This is a genomic window from Thermoclostridium stercorarium subsp. stercorarium DSM 8532, from assembly GCF_000331995.1.
Classification (GTDB): Bacteria; Bacillota; Clostridia; order DSM-8532; family DSM-8532; genus Thermoclostridium; species Thermoclostridium stercorarium.
In genome coordinates this window covers 2,585,560-2,608,073 of record NC_020134.1, presented here as the reverse complement: position 1 = coordinate 2,608,073, position 22,514 = coordinate 2,585,560, and the positions used below count along the sequence as shown (strand labels likewise).

Annotated in this window: 20 protein-coding genes; all 20 read left to right on the top strand. The window is 44.0% G+C overall.

The genetic code is table 11. The features are described from left to right. Positions 1-113 precede the first annotated feature (113 nt). The 20 genes from CST_RS11260 (at position 114) to CST_RS11175 (ending at position 22,478) form a co-directional block, all read left to right on the top strand. Positions 114-2,411 carry an ATP-dependent Clp protease ATP-binding subunit gene (locus CST_RS11260; protein ID WP_015360046.1) on the top strand — a complete coding sequence of 766 codons (2,298 nt, stop codon included), beginning with the start codon at positions 114-116 and terminating at the stop codon, positions 2,409-2,411. Positions 2,412-2,567: 156 nt separating this feature from the next. Next, a complete protein-coding gene (locus CST_RS13585) occupies positions 2,568-2,738 on the top strand; it encodes a hypothetical protein (RefSeq protein WP_015485139.1) in 171 nt (56 codons plus the stop codon). 38 nt (positions 2,739-2,776) lie between these two features. After that, positions 2,777-3,220, top strand: a complete 444-nt coding sequence (gene spoVAC / locus CST_RS11255) for a stage V sporulation protein AC (RefSeq protein WP_015360044.1) — start codon at positions 2,777-2,779, stop codon at positions 3,218-3,220. 46 nt (positions 3,221-3,266) lie between these two features. Then, positions 3,267-4,277, top strand: coding sequence for a stage V sporulation protein AD (gene spoVAD, locus CST_RS11250; protein WP_015360043.1), 1,011 nt, complete (start codon positions 3,267-3,269; stop codon positions 4,275-4,277). A gap of 18 nt (positions 4,278-4,295) precedes the next feature. Continuing rightward, a complete protein-coding gene (gene spoVAE, locus CST_RS11245; protein ID WP_015360042.1) occupies positions 4,296-4,658 on the top strand; it encodes a stage V sporulation protein AE in 363 nt (120 codons plus the stop codon). Positions 4,659-4,829: 171 nt separating this feature from the next. Then, the gene (locus tag CST_RS11240) at positions 4,830-6,107 is read left to right on the top strand and encodes a putative glycoside hydrolase (protein WP_015360041.1); all 1,278 of its coding nucleotides are present in this window, start codon (positions 4,830-4,832) and stop codon (positions 6,105-6,107) included. Between the two features lie 39 nt (positions 6,108-6,146). Then, on the top strand, positions 6,147-7,496 hold the full coding sequence (locus CST_RS11235; RefSeq protein WP_015360040.1) for a putative glycoside hydrolase: 1,350 nt from the start codon (positions 6,147-6,149) through the stop codon (positions 7,494-7,496). Between the two features lie 35 nt (positions 7,497-7,531). Next, positions 7,532-8,326 carry an undecaprenyl-diphosphatase UppP gene (uppP, locus tag CST_RS11230; RefSeq protein ID WP_015360039.1) on the top strand — a complete coding sequence of 265 codons (795 nt, stop codon included), beginning with the start codon at positions 7,532-7,534 and terminating at the stop codon, positions 8,324-8,326. 249 nt (positions 8,327-8,575) lie between these two features. Continuing rightward, on the top strand, positions 8,576-9,595 hold the full coding sequence (gene tsaD, locus CST_RS11225) for a tRNA (adenosine(37)-N6)-threonylcarbamoyltransferase complex transferase subunit TsaD (RefSeq protein ID WP_015360038.1): 1,020 nt from the start codon (positions 8,576-8,578) through the stop codon (positions 9,593-9,595). Positions 9,596-10,056: 461 nt separating this feature from the next. Beyond that, positions 10,057-10,719 (top strand): stage II sporulation protein R, encoded by a 663-nt coding sequence (spoIIR, locus tag CST_RS11220; protein ID WP_242823554.1) that lies wholly within the window; start codon positions 10,057-10,059, stop codon positions 10,717-10,719. 155 nt (positions 10,720-10,874) lie between these two features. Then, on the top strand, positions 10,875-12,098 hold the full coding sequence (locus CST_RS11215) for a chloride channel protein (protein WP_015360036.1): 1,224 nt from the start codon (positions 10,875-10,877) through the stop codon (positions 12,096-12,098). 199 nt (positions 12,099-12,297) lie between these two features. Continuing rightward, positions 12,298-12,990: an RluA family pseudouridine synthase gene (locus CST_RS11210; RefSeq protein WP_015360035.1), complete on the top strand. Its 693-nt coding sequence runs from the start codon at positions 12,298-12,300 to the stop codon at positions 12,988-12,990. Positions 12,991-13,039: 49 nt separating this feature from the next. After that, the gene (gene radC / locus CST_RS11205) at positions 13,040-13,717 is read left to right on the top strand and encodes a RadC family protein (protein ID WP_015360034.1); all 678 of its coding nucleotides are present in this window, start codon (positions 13,040-13,042) and stop codon (positions 13,715-13,717) included. 51 nt (positions 13,718-13,768) lie between these two features. Beyond that, on the top strand, positions 13,769-15,817 hold the full coding sequence (locus tag CST_RS11200; protein WP_015360033.1) for an alpha-glucuronidase family glycosyl hydrolase: 2,049 nt from the start codon (positions 13,769-13,771) through the stop codon (positions 15,815-15,817). Positions 15,818-16,307: 490 nt separating this feature from the next. Continuing rightward, a complete protein-coding gene (gene proS, locus CST_RS11195; RefSeq protein ID WP_015360031.1) occupies positions 16,308-17,744 on the top strand; it encodes a proline--tRNA ligase in 1,437 nt (478 codons plus the stop codon). A 50-nt stretch (positions 17,745-17,794) separates the two neighbouring features. Continuing rightward, a complete protein-coding gene (locus tag CST_RS11190) occupies positions 17,795-18,664 on the top strand; it encodes a DUF368 domain-containing protein (RefSeq protein ID WP_015360030.1) in 870 nt (289 codons plus the stop codon). Positions 18,665-18,887: 223 nt separating this feature from the next. Continuing rightward, positions 18,888-19,670, top strand: coding sequence for a CAP domain-containing protein (locus CST_RS11185; protein WP_015360029.1), 783 nt, complete (start codon positions 18,888-18,890; stop codon positions 19,668-19,670). Positions 19,671-19,699: 29 nt separating this feature from the next. After that, positions 19,700-19,873 (top strand): hypothetical protein, encoded by a 174-nt coding sequence (locus CST_RS13580; protein ID WP_015360028.1) that lies wholly within the window; start codon positions 19,700-19,702, stop codon positions 19,871-19,873. A 311-nt stretch (positions 19,874-20,184) separates the two neighbouring features. Continuing rightward, positions 20,185-21,360: a TolC family protein gene (locus CST_RS11180; RefSeq protein ID WP_015360026.1), complete on the top strand. Its 1,176-nt coding sequence runs from the start codon at positions 20,185-20,187 to the stop codon at positions 21,358-21,360. A 14-nt stretch (positions 21,361-21,374) separates the two neighbouring features. Then, on the top strand, positions 21,375-22,478 hold the full coding sequence (locus CST_RS11175) for a TolC family protein (protein ID WP_015360025.1): 1,104 nt from the start codon (positions 21,375-21,377) through the stop codon (positions 22,476-22,478). Positions 22,479-22,514: the final 36 nt, after the last annotated feature.

Here is a 22,514-nt window from a genome sequence, read left to right as displayed (position 1 = left end):
TTTAATTGCGGGAATGAAAATAAGGTTTTTTAATATAGACGGGAATTTAACGGGATATGTGGCACCAAGGTTCTGGATCGGAAAACATCCAAACATGAATGGAGATGATATATATGATTAAGTGTTCAATATGCAAGAAAAATATTGCAGTGATTTTTATAACCAAGGTAGTTAACGGAAAACAGGAACCGATAGGTTTATGCATGCAGTGCGCACAAAAACAGGGGATTGCCCCGCTAAATCATATACTCCAGCAGACTGGGTTGACGCCACAGGATTTTGAGAATTTAAGCAATCAGATGATGAGTTTGTTTGAGAATATGGATATGGAAGGCTTTGAAGACGCTTTTTCCGATAATGAAGAGGGAAGAAGCAACCAGTTGCTGCGGCCATTTGGCAATATGGTATCCGATGACAGAGCTTCCGATGATGACAAAAAAAACGGAGGTTACGACAATGTCAGGATTAAGACCAAAAAAGGAAGACGTAAATATCTTGACATGTATGGGATAAATTTGACCGAGAAGGCCGCAAAAGGTGAAATTGACAGGATTATCGGCCGCGAGTGCGAGATAGATCGCGTTATCCAGATTCTCAACAGGCGTACCAAGAACAATCCCGTGCTTATCGGTGAGCCCGGTGTAGGTAAAACCGCGATTGCCGAGGGGCTGGCGGTGCGGATTGTTAACAAGCAGGTACCGGCAAGGTTCTTTTCCACTGAGATTTATTTGCTGGATCTGGCCGCAGTTGTGGCAGGAACACAGTTCAGGGGCCAGTTTGAGGCAAGGATGAAATCCATATTGAAGGAGGCAAAGGAAAACGGAAACATTATCCTTGTAATAGACGAATTGCACAATATAATAGGTGCGGGAGATGCCGAAGGCGGAGCAATGAATGCGGCCAATATTCTGAAACCCGCCCTTGCCCGTGGGGAAGTGCAGGTAATAGGTGCAACCACACTGGATGAATACAGAAAATACATTGAAAAGGATGCGGCACTGGAAAGACGGTTCCAGCCCGTTATGGTAGATGAGCCTACCGTTGCGGAGACAATAGAAATTCTTAAGGGTATTAAGGGATACTATGAGGAATACCACCATGTCAGAATACCCGATGATGTTATTGAATACGCGGTAATGCTGTCGGACAGATATATCCATGACAGATTTCTGCCCGACAAGGCGATTGACGTGATTGACGAGGCAGGCTCAAGGGTAAATCTGATGAATCAGGGACTTGTGGAACTGGAGGCTTTAAAGCAGGAGCTGCAGAGAGTCCAGGAAGCCAAGGAACAGGCGGCGCTGCATGATGATTACAAGAAAGCGGCCGACTATAAAGTGGAGGAATGCAGGCTGCAGGAAAAAATCAATGAACTTACCGCGAAATACGGGACGATGGATGTCACAAAGGACGATGTTGCTTATGTTATTGAGTCATGGACAAAGATACCGGTAAGCAGAATAACGGAAGCCGAAGCCCAGAAACTGATCTCGCTGGAGGAACGCCTTCACAGAAGGGTTGTAGGACAGAACAGGGCTGTTGAAAGTGTGGCTAAAGCCATAAGAAGGAACAGATCTGATTTCAGAAGGAAGCGTAAGCCCAGTTCGTTCATTTTCGTCGGGCCCACCGGTGTCGGAAAAACTGAGCTTGCCCGTGCTGTCGCCGAGGAACTGTTTGGCAGCGAGGATGCAATGATACGTCTTGATATGTCGGAATATATGGAAAAACATACAGTTTCGAAATTGATAGGCGCACCTCCGGGATACGTAGGATTTGATCAGGGAGGGCAGTTAACCGAGAAAGTACGCAGAAAGCCTTATTCGGTTATCCTGCTGGACGAGATTGAAAAAGCCCATCCCGATGTGTTCAATATCCTGCTGCAGATTATGGAAGACGGAAGGCTTACCGACAGTCAGGGAAGAACGGTCAGCTTTGAAAACACAATCATTATCATGACGTCTAATGCCGGAACCAGTAACAGGGCCTACAGCATAGGTTATAATAATGAGAACGTCGTTAACATGGAAAAGCAGATTATGGATGCGGTAAAAAGCACTTTCAGGCCCGAATTCCTGAACAGGGTGGATGAAATTATTGTATTTGAGGAATTGACGAAAGAGCAGCTCAATGCCATTGTCAACATGATGATAGAAGAAGTGCGGAGAAACGCTGCGGAAAAAGGTATAGACATTGTGGTCAGTCAGAAGGCAAAGGACGCCCTGGTGGAAAAGGGCTACAGCCCGAAATACGGAGCAAGGCCGCTCAGGAAGAAGATTCAGCAGTATATAGAAGACGAGCTTGCCGAAAAGTATTTAAAGGGCGAAATTTCAAACGGTTCTGTTGTTTCGGTTGACTATGACGGGAACAAATTCACCTTTGAAATACGGAATTTAACACCTGCAAACAATTGAAAATTTTACCATGAACTTAAAAGATCCGGTTTCAGGCCGGATCTTTTTTTTTGCCTTTTTATTTTGCCTTGTTCTTTTTTATGCTTTCCGAATATTTTAACAGCAAGCATCAAAAAATAATCATGATTTTCTGATGAAATTCCGGGAGGAATGACGATGACGGGAAGAATTTTAAACAGGACAAAATACCTGTGGATAGCTGTTATCCTGTCTGTTCTGGCGGTTGCAGCAGCTATTGCGTTTTTCCTCTACTCAACACGGGCAAAGGATCATATTCCGCAAAAGGGAGTGTTTGTTTTTAACGAAACTTACAGTCTGACGGAATAATTTCCGAAAATGAGGCATTTACAGGGGAGGAACGGCTTATGGAACAGAAAAGGACGAAGGAAGAGTACAAAAAATGGGCACAGGAACAGGCTCCAAAAAGTCCAAAGGTTAAAAACTCGGTTATGGCTTTCCTGGTGGGAGGAATAATCTGCACAATAGGCCAGGTAATTTTAAGAGCGCTGTTAAACACCGGAATGCCGAAAAACGATGCCAGTTCATTAACCACGCTTTTCATGATATTTTTGGGCGCATTTCTGACCGGTCTTAATGTATACGACGAAATCGGAAGAATAGGCGGTGCAGGGGCTGCAATTCCCGTAACAGGTTTTGCAAACTCCATTGTATCTCCGGCCATGGAGTATAAAAGGGAAGGATACGTGATGGGAGTGGGGGCGAGAATGTTCCTCATAGCAGGTCCTGTTCTTGTTTACGGAATTATATCCTCAATAATAGCAGGAATTATTTATTATCTTATAACCTGAAAAATTTTTAACATTCCATTGCTTGAATACGGGGAAGGTGGTAATTATGGGCACAAGGCTTGGAAAACAGACAATAAGGCTTGACAGCAAACCCGTAATACAGTCGTGGGCCTCAATTGTAGGCGCGAAGGAAGGGCATGGTCCGTTGGGCAGGTTTTTTGATGAAATTGTGGAGGACGAGTATTTTGGCGAGGAAAGTTTTGAGAAGGCCGAAAGCAAATTTTTAAGGGAGACATTGTCGAAAATACTGATGAAAGGTAAAGTATCAACCGGCGACATACAGTATATATTTGCGGGAGACCTTCTTAACCAGTGCATAGCTGCGAATTTTGGCCTGCGGGAAAGCGAAATACCTTTTTTTGGGCTGTATGGTGCCTGCTCCACGATGGCCGAATCTCTGACGCTTGGAAGCCTGATGGTGGAGGGTGGCTTTGCGGAACGATGTGTCTGCATAACATCCAGTCATTTCTGTTCGGCGGAAAAACAGTTCAGGTTTCCGCTGGAATTCGGAAATCAGCGGCCGCCCACGGCACAATGGACGGTTACCGGGGCGGGCGGTGTAATGGTCGGAAAAGCCGGCGACGGCCCGAGAGTGGTTCATGTTACAACGGGCAAAATAGTGGACATGGGAATAACCGATGCAAACGACATGGGATCGGCAATGGCACCCGCCGCGTGCGATACAATAACCGCCCATTTCAGGGAAACCGGCCTCCCGCTGAATTACTATGAATTAATAGTAACGGGAGACCTGGGGATACACGGCAAAAATCTGTGTCTGCGGCTGCTGGAGGAAAACGGGATAACTGTTAAGGATTTTTTTGATGACTGCGGGGTTATGATTTACGATCAGCAGAAACAGAAAACCGACTGTGGCGGGAGCGGGTGCGCATGTTCGGCGGTGGTGCTGGCGGGATACATCCTTGAGAAGTTGTCCAGGCGGGAACTGAACAGGGTGCTTTTTGTCGGAACGGGGGCACTTCACAGCCCGATAAGCGTTCAGCAGGGGGAAAGCATACCGGCCATAGCCCATGCGGTCGGTATTGAAATGGTATGAAGTCGGGGGTGAAAACAAATGGAATTTGTACGGGCTTTTCTACTCGGAGGAATAATCTGTGTAATAGGGCAGTTGCTTATTGACCTGACAAAACTTACACCGGCAAGGATAATGGTTATATTTGTTGTGGCGGGTGTTATTCTCGGAATGCTTGGAATATATCCCATGCTTGTTGAATGGGGCGGCGCAGGGGCGACCGTACCGATTATAGGTTTCGGGAATGTGCTTGCCAAAGGTGTTATTGAGGATGTTGAGCAAAAAGGACTGATCGGCGCGTTCAGCGGCGGAGTAAGGGCAGGAGCTGTAGGAATAGCGGCAGCCGTGTTTTTCGGATACATTATGGCGGTGGTATCAAAACCAAAAACAAAAAATAAGGCGTAAATTAACCGGAAATCTAATCAAGTGTATGTTGCACAGGAAAAGGGTTTTCATTATAATCAGATTATGACCTTGCTGAATTATATTTCCTGTAAGGTTTTTCCTTTTCAGGTGGAGTAAAACTCCACCTGACTTGTTGAAACAAAAGAAAAAGAGCAATGGGGTGCCCGTTTTATGAGACGCAGACGCTTAAATCTGATTATTGGCATAATTGTTATAATTGTGGCGGGATGCAGTATTGGTATTATGTTAAGTCTGCTGATTAGCGACAACGGCCGGAACGGCGACATACATATAACACCGTCCCCCGCCGATGTGGCTTATGACGATAAACCTGAAATTTCACCCGCTGTAACACCAGAACCTACAATTACCCCCACTCCGACGCCCGAACCCACTCCGACACCGTCGGCACTTGCTTCGGTTGAAGTCAAAGGTTTGTATCTGACCGCAAATACCGCGGGAAACCCTTCAAGACTTCAGCATTTTATTGACTTGGCGAACAGAACCGAGATAAATGCGTTTGTTATAGACGTAAAGGACGATCACGGCAAGGTATGTTATGAAACTCAGGTGCCGCTTGCGGTGAAACATGGTGCGTGGGAGAAGAAATACGACGTAAAGGAAGTTATACGGAAACTTCATGAAAACAATATTAAAGTAATAGGCAGGGTGGTTTGTTTCAACGATCCTTATATGCCGCTGAAAGAGCCTTCATTGAGCCTCAAAAACACCAACGGGGAAGTTTTTACGGCTCCTGTGGGCAATTCCCGCCTTGCCTGGCTGGATCCCACAAATGAAAAGGCGTGGCAATACATTATCGATATAGCCAAGGAAGCGGTTTCCTATGGATTTGATGAAATCCAGTTTGACTATATCCGTTTTCCCGAAACCACAAACTATAAATACGATATGAGTTATTTTCAGAAGGAAAAAAGCGAATATATCGACAATTTTATAAAAACTGCAATTGAACAGATGCCCAATGTTACACTTTCAGCCGATATTTTCGGAAGCATCTGCCTGCAGACAAAGGATGTGGGAGGAATAGGCCAGACCCTTGAAACCATCAGTGAAAGAATTCATTATATTTCACCGATGATTTACCCGTCGCATTTCGCCAATAACAGCAACCATTATACAGGAAACGGCGTAGGAACGAAAATCAACGGTATCCTTTTTGAAAAACCCGACCTGGAACCCTATAAAGTAATCTACAATACGCTGATTATTACAAAAAAGAGGCTTGAGGAAGCCGGTATTGACGTGAAGGTGAGGCCGTATCTTCAGGGTTTTACTGCTTCGTATATGCCGCAGGGATATTATATAAATTATGGGGTGGAACAGTACAAAGCGCAGATTAAGGCGGTTTACGACGCGGGATTCTCAGAATGGATATTCTGGAATTCAGGGAACAACTATGTGGAGGATGCGTTTCTGCCTGAACAGTAAGGTTAATTTAAATAAATATGGACAAGGGGGAGCCCTTCAATGGAAAACAAAAAACAAATGATAAATGTAGAAACGGGAAAACAAAAGAAAAAAACAGTTTCAATTGTTGTTCTGACCGTGCTGGTTTTATTATCGTTGTCATTACTTGCCCTGTACATACGGCACAGCTCATCAGACAGCCGTGACGGAAACGGCGCAGATCGGTCAGGAGCATTAAACACAATAACACCCACCGTGACGCCGGAACCTACGGGAGCGCCGTATCCAACCGAAATTCCCGCCGAAGAACCCTCTGTTACGCCCGAACCCTCGCCAACGGCAACGCCTGCACCAAAGCCTGAATTTCAGCCGGTCAGGGCATTGTATCTGAAGCCTGAATCCTTTCAAAATCCAACCACGCTTGATCATTATATTGATTTGGCAAACAGGACAGAAATAAATGCCTACGTTATTGACATAAAAAGTGACTGGGGCACGATTACATACAGGTCCGAAATTGAAGATGTCAGGGCTGCGAAGGCATGCCGTGATGACATAGATATTCGTGAAATCATTAAAAAATTTCACGATAACAATATCAGGGTAATAGGACGGGTGGTTACCTTCAAGGACAGCGTTATAACGAAATACAAACCCGAGCTGGCAATTCATCACGACGGGAAACTCTTTGACCAGAGCGGAAACGGCAGCGGCGTTTACTGGCTTGACGCAACAAGGAAGGAAAGCTGGGATTATATTCTGGCGATAGTCAGGGAGGCGATAGATTTCGGTTTTGACGAAATCCAGTTTGACTATGTCCGTTTTCCCGAAACATCCCTTTATAAATATGAACTTGCTAACCTTGAAGAGGGAAAGGAGAGGCATGAATATATAGAGGAATTCCTCGCGTATATAAGGAAAAACGTGCCTGAAGGAACCATTCTTTCCGCCGATATTTTTGGGATGCCTCTTATATCGTCCAAGGATTACGGTGAAATTGGTCAGACTCTTGAGTCGATAGGATGGAATCTGGATTATATCTCTCCGATGATCTATCCTTCCCATTTTGCAAACAGTGCGCCCAGGGGTTCAATGGCCAACGGAGTGGGGCAGGTGATAAACGGCATTAAATTCACCCATCCGGATCTTTATCCCTATGAAGTGGTTTATAACACGCTTATGGTCGGAAAGAGGAGAATTGAATCGGTTGATGGTTATAATGTAAAGTGCAGGCCGTATATTCAGGGGTTTACGGCCGACTACCTGCCGGAGGGGTACTGGAAGAAATACGGTGTTGAGGAATACCGCGCACAGATACAGGCGGTATATGATGCAGGATATGAGGAATGGATTTTCTGGAATGCGCGTAATAATTATGTGGAGGAAGCCTTTTTGCCGGAAGGGCAGTAAGCTTATAAAATACATAAGGAAAGGAAGTATCAGACATGTCGATAATTGAAGCCATTATTCTGGGAATTGTGCAGGGACTGACAGAATTCCTGCCTGTTAGCAGTTCGGGGCATCTCGTTCTGCTTCAGAAAGTTTTTAATATAGAAGAAGGCGCCCTTACTTTTGACATAGCCCTGCATTTTGCCACACTCCTTGCGGTCGTTGTGGTTTACAGGAAGAAAATATTTGAGATGCTCAGAAATCCTTTTTCAAAGCTGCCGTTGTACATAATTGTCGGTACAATACCCATAGCCGTTCTTGGACTGCTTTTGAATGATCTTGTGGAATCTATCTTTGAAACAGGCTCCACCCTCGGAACGGGGTTTATTTTTACCGGACTGGTTTTGATGTATGCCGAAAGTACGGGAGAGAAAAGTAAAAACATTGAACAGATGGGCATAAAAGATCCCCTTCTGATTGGCACATCGCAGGCAATTGCAATGCTTCCCGCCGTTTCCAGATCGGGTATGACCATATCCACGGCACTGGCCCTGGGAATAGAAAGAAAGACTGCTGCCGATTTTTCGTTCCTTTTGTCAATTCCCGCGATTCTGGGAGCGGTTGTGGTTGATTTGTACAAAGTTGTCAAGACAGGCGGAAGTGGCCTGGCTGCAATAGGTACGGCTCAGTTTGCGGCAGGTATGATTTTTGCCGCGGTATCGGGTTTTATTGCCGTAAAATTTATGATTAGCCTGATACAGAAAAAGAAACTTAAATATTTCTCATATTACCTGTGGATAATAGGTGCCTTGGTTTTGGCAGATCAGTTATTTCTTCACATCTTTTTCTGATTACGTAAATTGATAGGACTAAAGTACTATTTTGCCCTCCTATAGAACTATAGAATATTTTGTTGAAATTTGTTAATTTTATATCGAACATTAGCATTTCTCCTGTTTTTATAAGAGCTTTAATTAAAGCTCTCTTTTTTTTTATCCCCGTTATTCCCTTGAATAAAAAATGTTTTTAACATACAATTTACCTTATAAAGCCTGTTTTTTGTCAGGCATGAACTATTTACTTGATTTTGGAGGTTTTTCGTGAAAGATATAATAATCCTTGGAATTGAAACAAGCTGTGATGAGACATCAGCCGCAGTGGTCGTTAACGGCAGGAGGGTTTTGTCGAATATTATTGCCACCCAGGTTAATTTACACGCCGAATATGGCGGGGTGGTTCCCGAACTGGCATCGAGAAAACATGTGGAAGCCATTATTCCGGTTATTGATAAGGCGTGCAGGGAAGCGGGCGTGGAACTGAAAGAGCTGGATGCGGTCGGAGTAACTTATGGCCCCGGCCTGGTGGGAGCTTTGCTTGTCGGCCTCTCGGCTGCAAAAGCCATCGCTTTTGCCCTTGGAAAGCCTCTTATAGGAGTGAACCACATAGACGGGCACATCTGCGCCAATTATATAGCCCATGAGGAACTTGAACCGCCTTTTATTTGCCTTGTGGCTTCGGGCGGCCACAGTCATATTGTTAATGTTGTCGATTACAAAAAAACCGTTGTTCTCGGGCGCACGCGGGATGATGCCGCAGGCGAGGCGTTTGACAAGATAGCGAGGGTTTTGGGTCTGGGCTATCCCGGAGGTCCCAAGGTAGAAAAAAAAGCGCTTGAAGGAAACCCGGAGGCTTTTAATTTTCCGAGGGTAAAATTTAAGGATTCGCCCTATGACTTCAGTTTCAGCGGATTAAAGACTGCGGTGATTAATACAGTTCACCAGCTGGAACAGAAAAACGAGAAAATTCCTGTGGAGGATATCTGTGCATCATTTCAGAAAGCGGTGGTTGACGTTCTTGTGGAAAATACCGTTGAGGCTGCGGTGAACGCAAAATCCCAGAAGGTATGTATTGCCGGCGGTGTTTCCGCGAATACTTTCCTGCGTCAGAGTCTTGAAAAAGCATGTTCAGAGGCAGGCATAGAGCTTTTTTATCCGCCGCTTGGATTGTGTACCGACAACGCTGCGATGATTGCTTCTGCGGCATATTTTTCATATGTGGAGAAGGATTTTGCGCCCGAATGCCTGAACGCAATACCCGGCCTTGATCTGGGAGAGCGGTAACGCGGATAGCTATTAACGTTTGTTTTTTTTTTTTGCAATTTTAGACCGGGCGGCTGCATTTGTTCAACATGATTATCCCAAATAACTCCGTGTGAATTCTGTGGATAAGTTATTTTTTCCGGGAATATTACGACAATTCTCTGTGGAAAAGTCTGTGGATAATGTGGATGGTTAACTGTTGATAATGTGACAAAATAAAAGCCAAAGTATAAAAAGTTGCAAAAGATTTGTCGAAGCCGGATGCCAAAATACCCATTTCAGAAAAGATATATCAGGTGTTCTATTTCCCGAATGTATTAAAAATTATTTTATCAATGTATTGTTTTTAGAATTTATGTCAATACTTATATCAAAAGTGATATATCCGTAAATTTTTACTGCGTTAAGTTATTTTTGAATTTATTTTATTGTATTACGGGAGTGATGGAGATATGCATGCCGTTTTGCATAAAGATAAAAGTATGTTTAAGAAAATTGCCGCTGCAATAATATATACTGTTTTATTTGTGTTTCTGTTATTAAACTGTTATGCTGAGAAAGTAAACCGGGATTTGTCCGACAGCATGATACGCCTTCATATTGTAGCGAACAGCAACAGTACAGGCGATCAGGCGTTAAAATACAGGGTAAGGGATGCAGTTGTGGGCTATATGTCGGAGAAGGCAAAAGAGCTGAAAAATAAAGGTAATGCGATATCCTTCATCAGAAACAACATACGTGAGATTGAGCAGGTGGCCAATAGTGTATTGGTGAAGGAAGGAATAAATGAGTATGCGACGGTTTCGTTCGGTAAATATCCTTTTCCTTCCAAAAGGTACGGAAATATAATTCTTCCGGCAGGATTTTATGATGCGCTTAAAATTGAAATAGGAGAGGCAAAAGGTGAAAACTGGTGGTGCGTTATGTTCCCTCCGCTGTGTTTTACCGAAGACGCAAAAGGCGAACTGGACGAAGAATATTTAAACATCCTTAAAGAAGAATTGTCCGATGAGGAAATGAAAATCATTATAAACGACGGGGAAAAGGAAATTCCCGTTGAAATTAAGTTCAAAATCGTGGAAATATTTCAGGAATCAAAAATAAAGCTTACAGGTCTTTTCAGGGGACTGCTTGCGGTGGAATAACGGCTTTTGTTGACGGTTGATCTTGGTATTAATATTTGCTACACTTCCGGAATGAAGAAAGGTTTTCGGAAGTTAAAAACTTAACAATTTACGGCTAATGCCTTCTGGTTTTCAGGAGCGTTAGCTTTTTATTTTGAAAAAGAAGGGAAAACAGAATGTCATGGGTGAAAATGCTGCTGAATCGTTACCGGAATGAAATTTTGCTGGGGGTCGCGGCTGTCTTTTTGGGAATTCTGATTGGAGCTGTGGAAACTCTTTTTGGCCGGGTTTTAACGGAAGTAGGGGAAATAAGACAAAGACATTTTTTTCAACTGACGCCTTTTCTGCCGATAGCAGGGATGCTCATAATGTATACATATTCCACCATAGGCGCAAACAGCGTAAAAGGAATGTCGCTTATTTTCTCTGCGGCATTCGGTGAAGAAGAAAGCATACCGAAAAGGCTGGTTCCATTGCTCATGGGCAGTACATGGCTGACACATCTGTTTGGAGGCAGCGCCGGACGGGAAGGGGCTGCCGTTCAGATTGGAGGAACTATTGCTTACTCCGTGGGGAAAAAGTTAAATATTGAAAACCGGTCCAAAGTTCTGCTTATCACCGGAATGGCCGCGGGGTTTGCAGGAATGTTCCAGACACCTATGGCTGCCGCTTTCTTTGCAATGGAGGTTTTCACCGCCGGCGTGATGGAGTACTGTGCCATGTTTCCCTCAATAATTGCGTCTTTCGCAGCGTATTATACTTCACGGTTGCTGGGGCTTGAAAAGCTTACCGTAGGGTTAAATTGTACCTTTAGTCTCAGTATATTCCTTATTCTTAAAATTATCCTTCTGGGTGTTATTTTCGGGATCACCGGCGGACTGTTTGCTTATGTTTTCAGTTTTTCCAGAAGTTTTTTGAATAAACGCATTAACAACCCGATATTAAGAATTTTTATAATGGGCTGCATATTAAGTGTTCTGGTTATGGTTTTACACGGAGGAAGATATTCAGGATCGGGGGAAAATTTAATAGAAGCCGCTTTTTTTCATGAAAAAGTATATCCGTATGACTGGCTGTTCAAATTTATGCTTACAATTCTGACTATGAGCGCCGGATTTCAGGGAGGCGAAGTCACCCCGCTTTTTTCGATAGGTGCAAGCCTGGGAGTTGTGTTGGCACCTGTTTTCGGACTGCCTGGCGAATTTGTTTCGGCTCTTGGTTTTGTCGCTGTATTCGGCAGCGCTACAAATACCGTTCTCGCTCCTGTTTTTGTCGGAGCGGAGATTTTCGGGTATGATTATCTGCCGTATTTTTTCATAATATCAACAGTTGCGTATGTTTTCAGCGGAAATAAGTCTATTTATCCGGCTCAAAGGGTTTATATGAGTTTAAACGGTTAATTCCGGTAAAAGTTACGTCTGTTGTACGGATAACGCGCTCTGATTTATGACTTGACGCAGTATGAAAATACGGATATTATATAAATTGCGTATGAAATATACAAATTTTGGTTATTTTGTTTTTTTACATATAACTACGGCGGATAAGACCTGCGTCTGCATGTGCATGTATGACTGTAATTTGGCGGAGTTGAAATAGATGGATGTCAGAAACAATATCAGCGTGTTATATGAAGACAATCACCTGCTGGTGGTGGAAAAGCCGCCTAATATACCCGTACAGGCCGATATCAGCGGGGATCCCGATCTGTTGTCAATGTTAAAGAATTATATAAAGGAAAAATACAGTAAACCCGGCAATGTGTTTTTAGGGCTGGTTCACCGGCTTGACAGGCCGGTAGGCGGAGTGATGGTCTTTGCAAGGACCTCCAAGGCGGCGTCAAGGCTGTCTGAACAAATTCGCAGCCGTAAAATGCAGAAGACCTATCTTGTCGTGACCGAAGGTTCTTTTGAAACCGAAAGCGGAACTTTGCACAATTATTTGATCAAAAACCGGAATGAAAACAGAGTAAGTGTTGTGCCCGAGGGTACGCCGAACTCATATGAAGCCGTTCTGCATTTCGATGTTATTGACAGGTTTGACGGCATGACACTTTTAAAAATAAATTTAATAACCGGAAGGCCTCACCAGATACGCGTACAGCTGTCGCATAACGGTCATCCGGTAATTGGTGATGCCAAATATGGCAAGACCGGTAAAAACGGTTTTACCGATAACCTGGCCCTTTGGTCGTATCAGTTGTCATTTAAGCATCCCGTTAAAGATGAAATTCTCAGTTTTACATCACTGCCGCCTACCTGTTATCCGTGGACTCTGTTTAAACTGAGTTAAATGGGGTGTTTTATGGGCAAATAAACATTATGTATTGGAGAGGTCAGCGATGGCTGAGAATTTGCATTCAGGTCACAGGGAAAAACTGAAACAACGTTTTATTGAAGAAGGCCTTGAGGCCTTTGAAGATCATCAGGTGCTGGAGCTGCTGCTGTTTTATGCCATACCCAGAAAGGATACCAATGAAATTGCCCACAGGCTTATAAAAAAATTTGGCACCCTTGAAGCAATTTTTGATTCCACGCCCGAGCAACTTATGTCGTTGGGGAAGGTGTCCAAAAATACAGCCGTTTTACTGACAATGGTTCCCGAACTGGCCAGAAAGTACATGCTATTAAAGCAGGGAAGAAAACCGGTGCTTGACAGCTCTTCCAAAGCAGGCGAGTATATAACCAAACTTTTCATCGGCAGGAATTACGAAGCATTCTATGTATGCTGCCTTAACTCCCAGAACCAGTTGAACTATGCCGCGCTTGTACATGAAGGAACAATTAACGAAGCACCTGTCTACCCGCGGATTATTGTGGAAACCGCCCTGAGATACCAGGCCAACAGTGTGATACTGGCGCATAATCACCCTGGCGGAAGTCTGAAACCCTCTTCCGCCGATATAGAAGTAACGAGGAGGATATCAGAGGCCTTACGGGCAATATCAATCAGGGTGGTGGATCATATAATCGTGTCGGGAAACCATTACTACAGTTTTGCGGAAAACGGGCTTATATAAAATATGCATGGAAAGGAGAGAAAATTACGTTTTTTACGTAATTAAACTGCCATGAAACTGCCAAATTTCGGAGAAAACCCTTCTTATGACTGCTGGCTGTCTTATCGTACTATAAAAAACGCCGAAGTTTTGAAGGAATATACCGAGGCTTTTTCCGGAATATCTGTGCTTGAGGAATCGCTGGTTTTTAAAACCGCATTAAATGAGCTTAAATTTGGCCTTGAAAAAATATTGGGCAAAGCTCCGGCAGATACGGCGGATTCTGACGGAGGAATTGTCCTGGGCTTTTGCGAAAACATAAAAAGTCTTCCGGAAGAATTGGCATCAGGTGTTGAAAAAGAGGGATACATTGTCCGGTACCGGGACGGAAAAACCATAATAGCCGGGAAAACCGACAGGGGGGTTTTATACGGAGTTTTCGCGTTCCTGAGGCTTTTACAGCTGGAGACTCCGCTTGAGAAAATAAACCTTGTTAACAATCCGGCGAACATGCTTCGCATGATCAACCACTGGGACAATATGGACGGCACGATAGAGAGGGGTTATGCGGGAAATTCCATCTTTTACGCCAATAATGGCTTTATAGACGACAAAACAAGGGTGAGAGATTACGCAAGACTCCTTGCGTCCATCGGTATAAACGGTATTGTGATTAACAATGTCAATGTTCATTACCATGAAACCCGCCTGATAACAAAACTTTACCTTCCTGAAGTGGCCAAACTCGCTGATATATTCAGGGAATACGGCATAACCGTATTCCTGTCGGTGAATTTCGCAAGCCCGGTTGAACTGGGAGAGCTGCCCACTGCCGACCCGCTGGATGTAAGGGTTCAGAACTGGTGGCGTGAAAAGGCGGAAGAAATATACAGTTACATACCTGATTTCGGAGGTTTTCTCGTAAAAGCCGATTCGGAATACAGGCCAGGCCCGTTTACGTATGGCAGGGATCACGCCGAAGGAGCCAATATGCTTGCAAAGGCTCTGGAACCTTTCGGGGGTGTTGTAATATGGCGCTGTTTTGTATATAACTGCAAGCAGGACTGGCGGGACAGAAAGACCGACAGAGCCAACGCAGCCTATGATACTTTCATGCCCCTTGACGGAAAATTTATGGATAATGTAATACTGCAGATCAAAAACGGGCCAATGGATTTTCAGGTGCGTGAACCGGTATCGCCGTTGTTCGGCGGGCTGACGAAGACAAATCAGATGCTGGAGCTTCAGATTACGCAGGAATACACAGGGCAGCAGAAGCATATATGCTATCTTGTCCCGCAGTGGAAAGAAATCCTTGATTTTGACACTTTTGCGGAAGGCAGGGGCTCAACGGTCAGGGAAATAATAGCCGGTAAAATATATCCCCAGAAATACGGGGGAATTGCTGCGGTTTCCAATATCGGCAGCGATTTGAACTGGACCGGACACGTTCTTGCCCAGGCCAATCTGTACGGTTACGGATGTCTGGCTTTCAATCCTGACAGGAGCGCTGAGGAAATTACCGAAGAATGGGTTCGTCTTACCTTTTCGTCGCATCCCTATGTAGTTAAAACAATAAGCAGCATTCTGCTGAAATCCTGGAGAACATACGAAAATTACACTTCACCGCTTGGCATTGGCTGGATGGTTAATCCCGGGCACCATTATGGCCCGAACGTGGACGGATATGAATATTCGCCGTGGGGTACATATCACCGTGCAGACTGCTTCGGCATCGGCGTTGATCGTTCGGTTGAAACAGGTACGGGTTTTGCAGGAAGGTACCACAAAGAAAATGCCGAAATGTACAATAACATTGAAACCTGCCCCGAAGAGCTGTTGCTGTTCTTCCATTATGTGCCGTATACATACAGGCTGAAATCAGGGAAAACGCTTATCCAGCATATTTATGATACACATTTTGAGGGCGTTGAGCAGGTCCGGAAATTCAGGGAACAATGGCTTACGCTGAAAGAACTGATAGATAAGGAACGCTTTGAACACGTCCTCGGGAGACTGGAAATACAGATAAGGGACGCTATTGAATGGCGCGACGTTATAAATTCATATTTCTACAGGAAAAGCGGAATTCCTGATGAAAAAGGGAGAACAATTTATTAAAAGGGATGAGTGCGCGGATAAAAAATGCAGTTTCGGGGAATTTTTACTGCAGTGCAAAAATATTTAAAGGCAAACGGTAATTTGCCCGGTTGCTTGACACGGAAAAAAAGCTATACTATATTAAGAATATCCGGTGTTTATTCAGCCTTTGCCATCGTACAGTGACGGACTGAATTTGCCGGAGGGTTCTGAAAAACTTCATACGGCAAATTTGATGAAGGGGCTGCGAAAAGTAAACTGTTCCCAGAGAATGAAGCCATAAGGTGGAAGGCTTCTGAACAAAAGACTTTTCTTCCCACCCCGGAGAAGCAATTGATGAAATTGCCGTCTGGCTTGCGATAAAAGCTTTCGAGCTGGGTAGTAATACCAATGTGGGTGGTACCGCGGTTTTTCCGTCCCTGTCGTGAGGGACGTTTTTTTATATACATGCCTTATCCAGCTTGTTACCGAAATAAGATTAACAGATGATCTTTAGGAGGAGTGCGGATATATGTCAAACGAAAAGAAATTTGTGGAAGCCATAACTCCAAGGGATGTAGACTTTGCCCAGTGGTATACCGATATTGTGAAGAAGGCCGATTTAGTGGATTATTCCAGCGTGCGCGGATGTATGATAATACGCCCGTATGGCTATGCAATCTGGGAGCTTATCCAGAAGCATCTGGACAAAAGGTTTAAGGAAACCGGGCATGAAAATGTGTATATGCCGCTGTTCATCCCCGAAAGCCTTTTGCAGAAGGAAAAAGAACATGTTGAAGGTTTTGCGCCGGAAGTGGCGTGGGTTACCCACGGCGGGAATGAGAAACTCACCGAAAGGCTCTGTGTAAGGCCCACTTCCGAAACCCTGTTTTGTGAGCATTATGCAAATATCATTCATTCCTACAGGGATCTTCCCAAATTATATAACCAATGGTGTTCGGTTGTGCGGTGGGAAAAAACAACTCGCCCGTTCTTAAGGACACTGGAATTTTTGTGGCAGGAAGGCCATACGGCGCATGCAACTGCCGAAGAAGCAATGGAAGAGACAATCAGAATGCTGAATATATATGCCGAATTCTGTGAGAATATTCTGGCAATTCCGGTGATTAAGGGCCGGAAAACCGAAAAGGAGAAATTTGCCGGTGCAGAGGCAACATTTACGATAGAAAGCCTGATGCATGACGGAAAGGCGCTTCAGACGGGTACGTCTCACAATTTTGGCGACAAATTTGCAAGAGTGTTTAACATCAGGTATACCGACAAAAACAATGAGCTGAAATATGTTTATCAGACATCCTGGGGTATGACTACAAGGCTTATCGGAGCGATAATCATGGTTCACGGCGATGACGACGGCCTTGTGCTGCCGCCTGAAGTGGCTCCGGTTCAGGTTATGGTAATTCCCGTACAGCAGCATAAGGAAGGAGTTCTGGAAAAGGCAAGGGAAATAACTGAAAGGATAAGCAGGGTGGCCCGGGTGAAGATTGACGACAGTGACAAGATGCCGGGCTGGAAATTCAGCGAATACGAAATGAAAGGTGTTCCGCTGCGCCTTGAGCTGGGACCGAAGGATATCGAGAACAACCGGTGCGTTCTGGTTCGCCGCGATACAAGAGAAAAGATTTTTGTTTCCCTTGATAATCTGGGGGATACGATCCCCGAAATTCTTAACCGCATTCAGAAAGACATGCTTGTAAGGGCGACGCAGGAAAGGAATAAAAAGACTTATACTGCAAAAACCATGGATGAATTTGACGAAATTATCACAAAAACACCCGGATTCATTAAAGCCATGTGGTGTGGCGATGAAGCTTGCGAAAATGCCGTGAAGGAGAGGACAAGCGCAACTGCCCGCTGCATACCGTTTGAGCAGGAGCATATTTCGGATACCTGCGTATGCTGCGGAAGACCTGCAAAACACATGGTGATCTGGGGCAAGGCCTATTAATGAAACGGTCTTGACGCGGTCGCGGTAATGACCGGCAGGAGGAAGAATTGATGGATAAACTTGTGAATGTCTTAAAGGGAATAATAATAGGTATTGCCACACTTGTTCCGGGTGTCAGCGGCGGAACAATGGCTATTATTTTGGGTGTGTATGATGATATTATTCATTCAATCAGTTCATTTTTCAGTGATGTCAGAAAAAATGCCGTATTTCTGGCAACCGTAGGAATCGGCGGGGTGATAGGCCTTTTCGGCTTCAGCAGGCTCATGGAATACCTGCTTGCCAATTTCAGGTATCCCATGATCTACCTTTTCATTGGCGTTATTATCGGCGGCATACCCGTTTTGTATAAGAAAACCGATACGGGAAATAAAAAGGCGGTCGACTGGATTTTTTTTGCCGCCGGTTTTGTCATTGTCCTTATTATGAATCTTTTTAACGTAACGATTGTAAATCTTGCAAATTCTACCGGAATTCTGCAGTTTGTTTTTCTTTTTGTCGCCGGAATAGTAATCGCAGTGGCGCTAATCCTTCCCGGGATAAGCACTTCATTCATGTTGCTGGCTATAGGGCTTTATGACGTTTTTATAGACGCAATAAGCAATGTTAAGCTGAACTATCTTATACCCATCGGTTTGGGGGTGGTTTTCGGGGTTCTTACTACAACAAGGATCCTTGAAAACAGCATGAATAAAAAGCCAAGGCAGACATATCTTCTGATACTTGGTTTTGTGGTAGGGTCGGTGATAGAGGTGTTCCCGGGGCTTCCGGAAGGATTTGACACAATTCTTTCGGGCGGTACCGGCGAAGTTGTTTCTGAAATCCTGCCGGCGGTACTGGAAATAGTCGCTTCGGCTGCGACCCTGATTCTCGGATATTTGTTAATCAGATTCATGAGTAAAAAATTCGGTGACATATAATCAGGAATAAAGCCGAGGATTTTTGTTTAAACTAAAATTACACAATTCAAAGAAAGCTTTGAATTGTGTAATTTTTTTATTTTCTGTAAATAATTCTGATGCTCCCGAGACATACTATTTATTACAATGCGGATTCTGTGGCAAAAACGGAACTGCGAGGAAATTTCACTGCCTTTGCAGGGTGAAACCATGGGATCCAGATTATGGTATGAGGAGGGAACATATGAAAAGAAAAGTCTTAGCAGTTCTTCTGCTTACCTTTCTGTTTACAGGCGTGTTTGGCATGTTAAGCCGCGATATGACCCCGGCCAATGCCGAAATGACGTGGAAAAGGGTGGACTTTATCAGCGGAATTGTTACTGCTTATGAGCTGAATGTGCGGAAAGGACCGTCAACGAAGTATCAAATTATAGGTACGCTGAAGAAGAATCAGTGGGTCAATGTATTAGCGGAGATTGACGGATGGTACGTAATTTTCGAGCCGAATACCGGATTGGTTGGATGTGTCAGCAGCAAATATCTGCAGCCACCTCACAAAGTAAATCAGACTCCCGATACAGGTACTTCCACTCCAAAAGCGACAGCAACGCCGACACCTACTCCGGTTCCGTCAAGTGTCACTCTGTCCAAGGACGAACAGGAGCTGCTTGATTTGATTAATGCTGAGCGCGCCAAGGCAGGTCTTGCGGCCCTGAAGGCCGATCCTGAACTTATGGAAGTTGCAAGGCTCAAAGCAAAAGACATGGTTGAAAACAACTATTTTTCGCATCAGTCCCCAAAATACGGATCACCTTTTGATATGATGAGACAGTTTGGTATAAGTTTTAAATCTGCGGGAGAAAATATAGCAGGGAACAGTACTGAGGAAGGCGCTGTTAAGGCGTGGATGAATTCCGAAGGACACAGAAAAAACATCCTGAACGGAAATTTCAATTATACGGGAATCGGAATTTATCAGAGTCCGAAGTACGGTAAAATTTTCGTCCAAATGTTTATTGGACGGTAAAAACTGAAATCAATGGAGGTGTTCGGAAAGTGAGCAAAAACCAAAACCGTAATCAGAATGAAAACCGCAATAACAATACTCAGGAACAGAAGAAAAAGAATACCAACCTGTGCAATGACCAGTTGGGAGAGAACCTGACCGAATTTGCGCAGGAGGTAAACCCGAATAACGAACAACAAAAAAAGAAAAACAACAATAAGTAAAAACATCCACAAGGAGGAAACGACGCTTTCAGCGTCTGAATCCCGGCGTTAATTTGCGCAATAATTGAAAAAAAAAAGGGCTGCCTCTAAGAAAGGATTACCGGAGGCAGAACCCTTTTTATTTTTTGCCAGGGAATAATTTTTCAGCTTCCGGGCGGGTTCCGGTCCGTTAAGCAAGACCCCTTGCAGACAGGCTGATTACGCGTCCTGAACAGTTCGGGCACTCAATGCGTATTTCAGACTTTTCAGGATGAATTTACGTTTATATAATAAATGTGCAGGGCAAAGAACAGATAAAAAGGAGGGCTATTATGGGAAAAAAAGTAACCGCCCTTGTTACATTGATGTCCGTTTTTTTCGTATGGTTTATTCCACAGGCCCGGGCTGTTTCGGAAAACATTCTGAACAGGCAAACTGCGGTTGAACTTGTTGTAAAGAATTCCACTCAGCTTTGGAATGCAAAGGAAGAAGAACGGTTTGCCAAGGAGGAATACGAGGAGCAGGCGGCCAGAGCGCAGAGCATTGACATTGAAAAGTTTTCATTTGAAAACCCTTTTACCGGGGAGGAGGAATATTACTACTATACATCGGCCGAACAGATGCAGCTCAGGATGGCCAAGGAATTTGTCCCCGAAAGCCTTAAATTCAGCCATGAAGTTAAGGAAAAGACTGTAAAATTCACAGAAAATGCTCTGTCAAATGCCGCAGACGAACTTTTTCTGGGACTGTACAGTACATATCATTCGGTGAAACTGGCGGAAAAGGGCCTTGAACTGGCAAGAAAAAATCTGCAGAGACAGCAGGAGCTTTTTGATAAAGGCATAATAACCGAACTTGAGCTTGAGGAAGCGGTGCTGGATTTGAAAGAAGCCGAAAATTCGGTTAAAAAGGCGAAACGGGATTTTGAAAATATGCACCGTACATTTAACCGGCTTGCAGGCCTACCTCTGGATTTCAGGTATGATTTGATTGGTACCCCGAGGACCGATGCAGAAGATATACGGATAACCGAGGACGAGGCTGTAAAAAGTGCATTGGAAAACCGCATGGAGATTTGGAGTACAAAGAGGCAGATTGAGCTTGTTGAACTGAGAATGGAAATCTACCGTCATAAAAATGTTTACAAATTCGATTACTATACGATTAAGGACTATGCCGAAGCGCAGGATGAACTGGAAAACCTTAAGCTTACCCTTGTTCAGCAGGAATATGATATTGAAAAGGAAATACGTCAGGCTTATAAGGATCTGAAAAAGAGTTATAATAATCTGAAACTTGCCGAACTTAACCTGGAAAGGCAGAAAAATCAGCTCGAGACTTTGAAAAAGCAGTATGAAAAAGGACTTATACCGGCCTCAGCGGTGGAGCAGACCGAACTTGCGATAAGTAACCTTGAATTTGCTGTGAATATGAGCCTGATAAGTTATTTAAACAAGCAGGATAGGTTTTACCGCGCAATCTCGGTTGGCCCGGGGGTTACTGAATGAAAGGAGAGGTGTAAATGAAAAAATTTGTTGTGTTAATCCTTTGTTGCATGCTTGCCACCGGTACGTTTGCCCATGCTGAAGAGAATGTTGTCAGATTCACCTATGAATCGGCGGTGGAAACCGCAGTGGAAAACTCAATTCAGCCCGAACTGGATGATTATAATATAAAGGCGATGGAAAGCGCATTGGAAAAGGCAAAGGAAGAGGCGATCAAGGGGTTTATAGGCGGAACGCCCCAGGAAGTTGCTGAAAGAAAAATAATAAAAGAAGTGGGGCCTTTTGAAGCAGAGGTAAACCTTGAGGTTGCAAAAAGGCAAAAAGCCGACAACATAAGGCAGATTAAGGCCGATGTCTACCAGGAAATGATGAAGGTATTGCTTGCGCAGGAAAGCATTGAGATAAAAAAGAAAAGGATAGATCTGCTCGAGGAAAAGTATCAGATAGATTTGCAGCGTTTTGACGAGGGGCTTGTTTCAGAGGCAGAAATAACAGAACAGGAACTGGCTTTGTCGGTGGAAAGACTTGAGCTTAAAAACATGGAAACCGCTCTGGCTTTAAATATTTTGAATATGAAACAAAAGCTGCATGTGGACTTAAGCGATGACTGCAGAATTGAATTTGATTATAAGCTTCAGAAAATAGGAACGCCTTATGTACTTGACATTTTTGACATTGAAAATGCCATAATTAAGGCGAAAGAGAACAATACCCTGGTTTATCAGAAAAAAATGGCTCTGGAAGCGGCGGAAAAAAAGCTTGAAATTACAAAACAGCATCTGAAGCCCGGCCATGACTTTTATGAAAAAAAAGTTTATGAATTTGAAAAGGCAAAAAAGGATTTGTATGATGCCGAAACAGATTTGGAAGTATCAATAAGGAATGCATATAACGAGCTTCTTACCGCATCAGATGCACTGGATCTGGCCTTGAGACGGGAAGAACTGGAAAACAGCAGGTTTAAAACACTGGAAATAAAATATAATGCCGGCGTAATAAGCCGCAGGGATATGATAGACACCGAAATTTCGCTGCTGGCGCGCAGGCAGGCTACACTTGAGGCGATTTGCGATTTCAATATTAAAAACGATGTACTCAGAAACCTGATTGAATTCGAATAATCGTAAATTTTTGCAGGAATACTATATATGTTGAAT

Coding starts and splice junctions, on each gene's coding strand:
- CST_RS11260 (WP_015360046.1), top strand. CDS start 114: ATGATTAAGTGTTCAATATGCAAGAAAAATATTGCAGTGATTTTTATA.
- CST_RS13585 (WP_015485139.1), top strand. CDS start 2,568: ATGACGGGAAGAATTTTAAACAGGACAAAATACCTGTGGATAGCTGTT.
- spoVAC (WP_015360044.1), top strand. CDS start 2,777: ATGGAACAGAAAAGGACGAAGGAAGAGTACAAAAAATGGGCACAGGAA.
- spoVAD (WP_015360043.1), top strand. CDS start 3,267: ATGGGCACAAGGCTTGGAAAACAGACAATAAGGCTTGACAGCAAACCC.
- spoVAE (WP_015360042.1), top strand. CDS start 4,296: ATGGAATTTGTACGGGCTTTTCTACTCGGAGGAATAATCTGTGTAATA.
- CST_RS11240 (WP_015360041.1), top strand. CDS start 4,830: ATGAGACGCAGACGCTTAAATCTGATTATTGGCATAATTGTTATAATT.
- CST_RS11235 (WP_015360040.1), top strand. CDS start 6,147: ATGGAAAACAAAAAACAAATGATAAATGTAGAAACGGGAAAACAAAAG.
- uppP (WP_015360039.1), top strand. CDS start 7,532: ATGTCGATAATTGAAGCCATTATTCTGGGAATTGTGCAGGGACTGACA.
- spoIIR (WP_242823554.1), top strand. CDS start 10,057: ATGTTTAAGAAAATTGCCGCTGCAATAATATATACTGTTTTATTTGTG.
- CST_RS11215 (WP_015360036.1), top strand. CDS start 10,875: ATGTCATGGGTGAAAATGCTGCTGAATCGTTACCGGAATGAAATTTTG.
- CST_RS11210 (WP_015360035.1), top strand. CDS start 12,298: ATGGATGTCAGAAACAATATCAGCGTGTTATATGAAGACAATCACCTG.
- radC (WP_015360034.1), top strand. CDS start 13,040: ATGGCTGAGAATTTGCATTCAGGTCACAGGGAAAAACTGAAACAACGT.
- CST_RS11200 (WP_015360033.1), top strand. CDS start 13,769: ATGAAACTGCCAAATTTCGGAGAAAACCCTTCTTATGACTGCTGGCTG.
- proS (WP_015360031.1), top strand. CDS start 16,308: ATGTCAAACGAAAAGAAATTTGTGGAAGCCATAACTCCAAGGGATGTA.
- CST_RS11190 (WP_015360030.1), top strand. CDS start 17,795: ATGGATAAACTTGTGAATGTCTTAAAGGGAATAATAATAGGTATTGCC.
- CST_RS11185 (WP_015360029.1), top strand. CDS start 18,888: ATGAAAAGAAAAGTCTTAGCAGTTCTTCTGCTTACCTTTCTGTTTACA.
- CST_RS11180 (WP_015360026.1), top strand. CDS start 20,185: ATGGGAAAAAAAGTAACCGCCCTTGTTACATTGATGTCCGTTTTTTTC.
- CST_RS11175 (WP_015360025.1), top strand. CDS start 21,375: ATGAAAAAATTTGTTGTGTTAATCCTTTGTTGCATGCTTGCCACCGGT.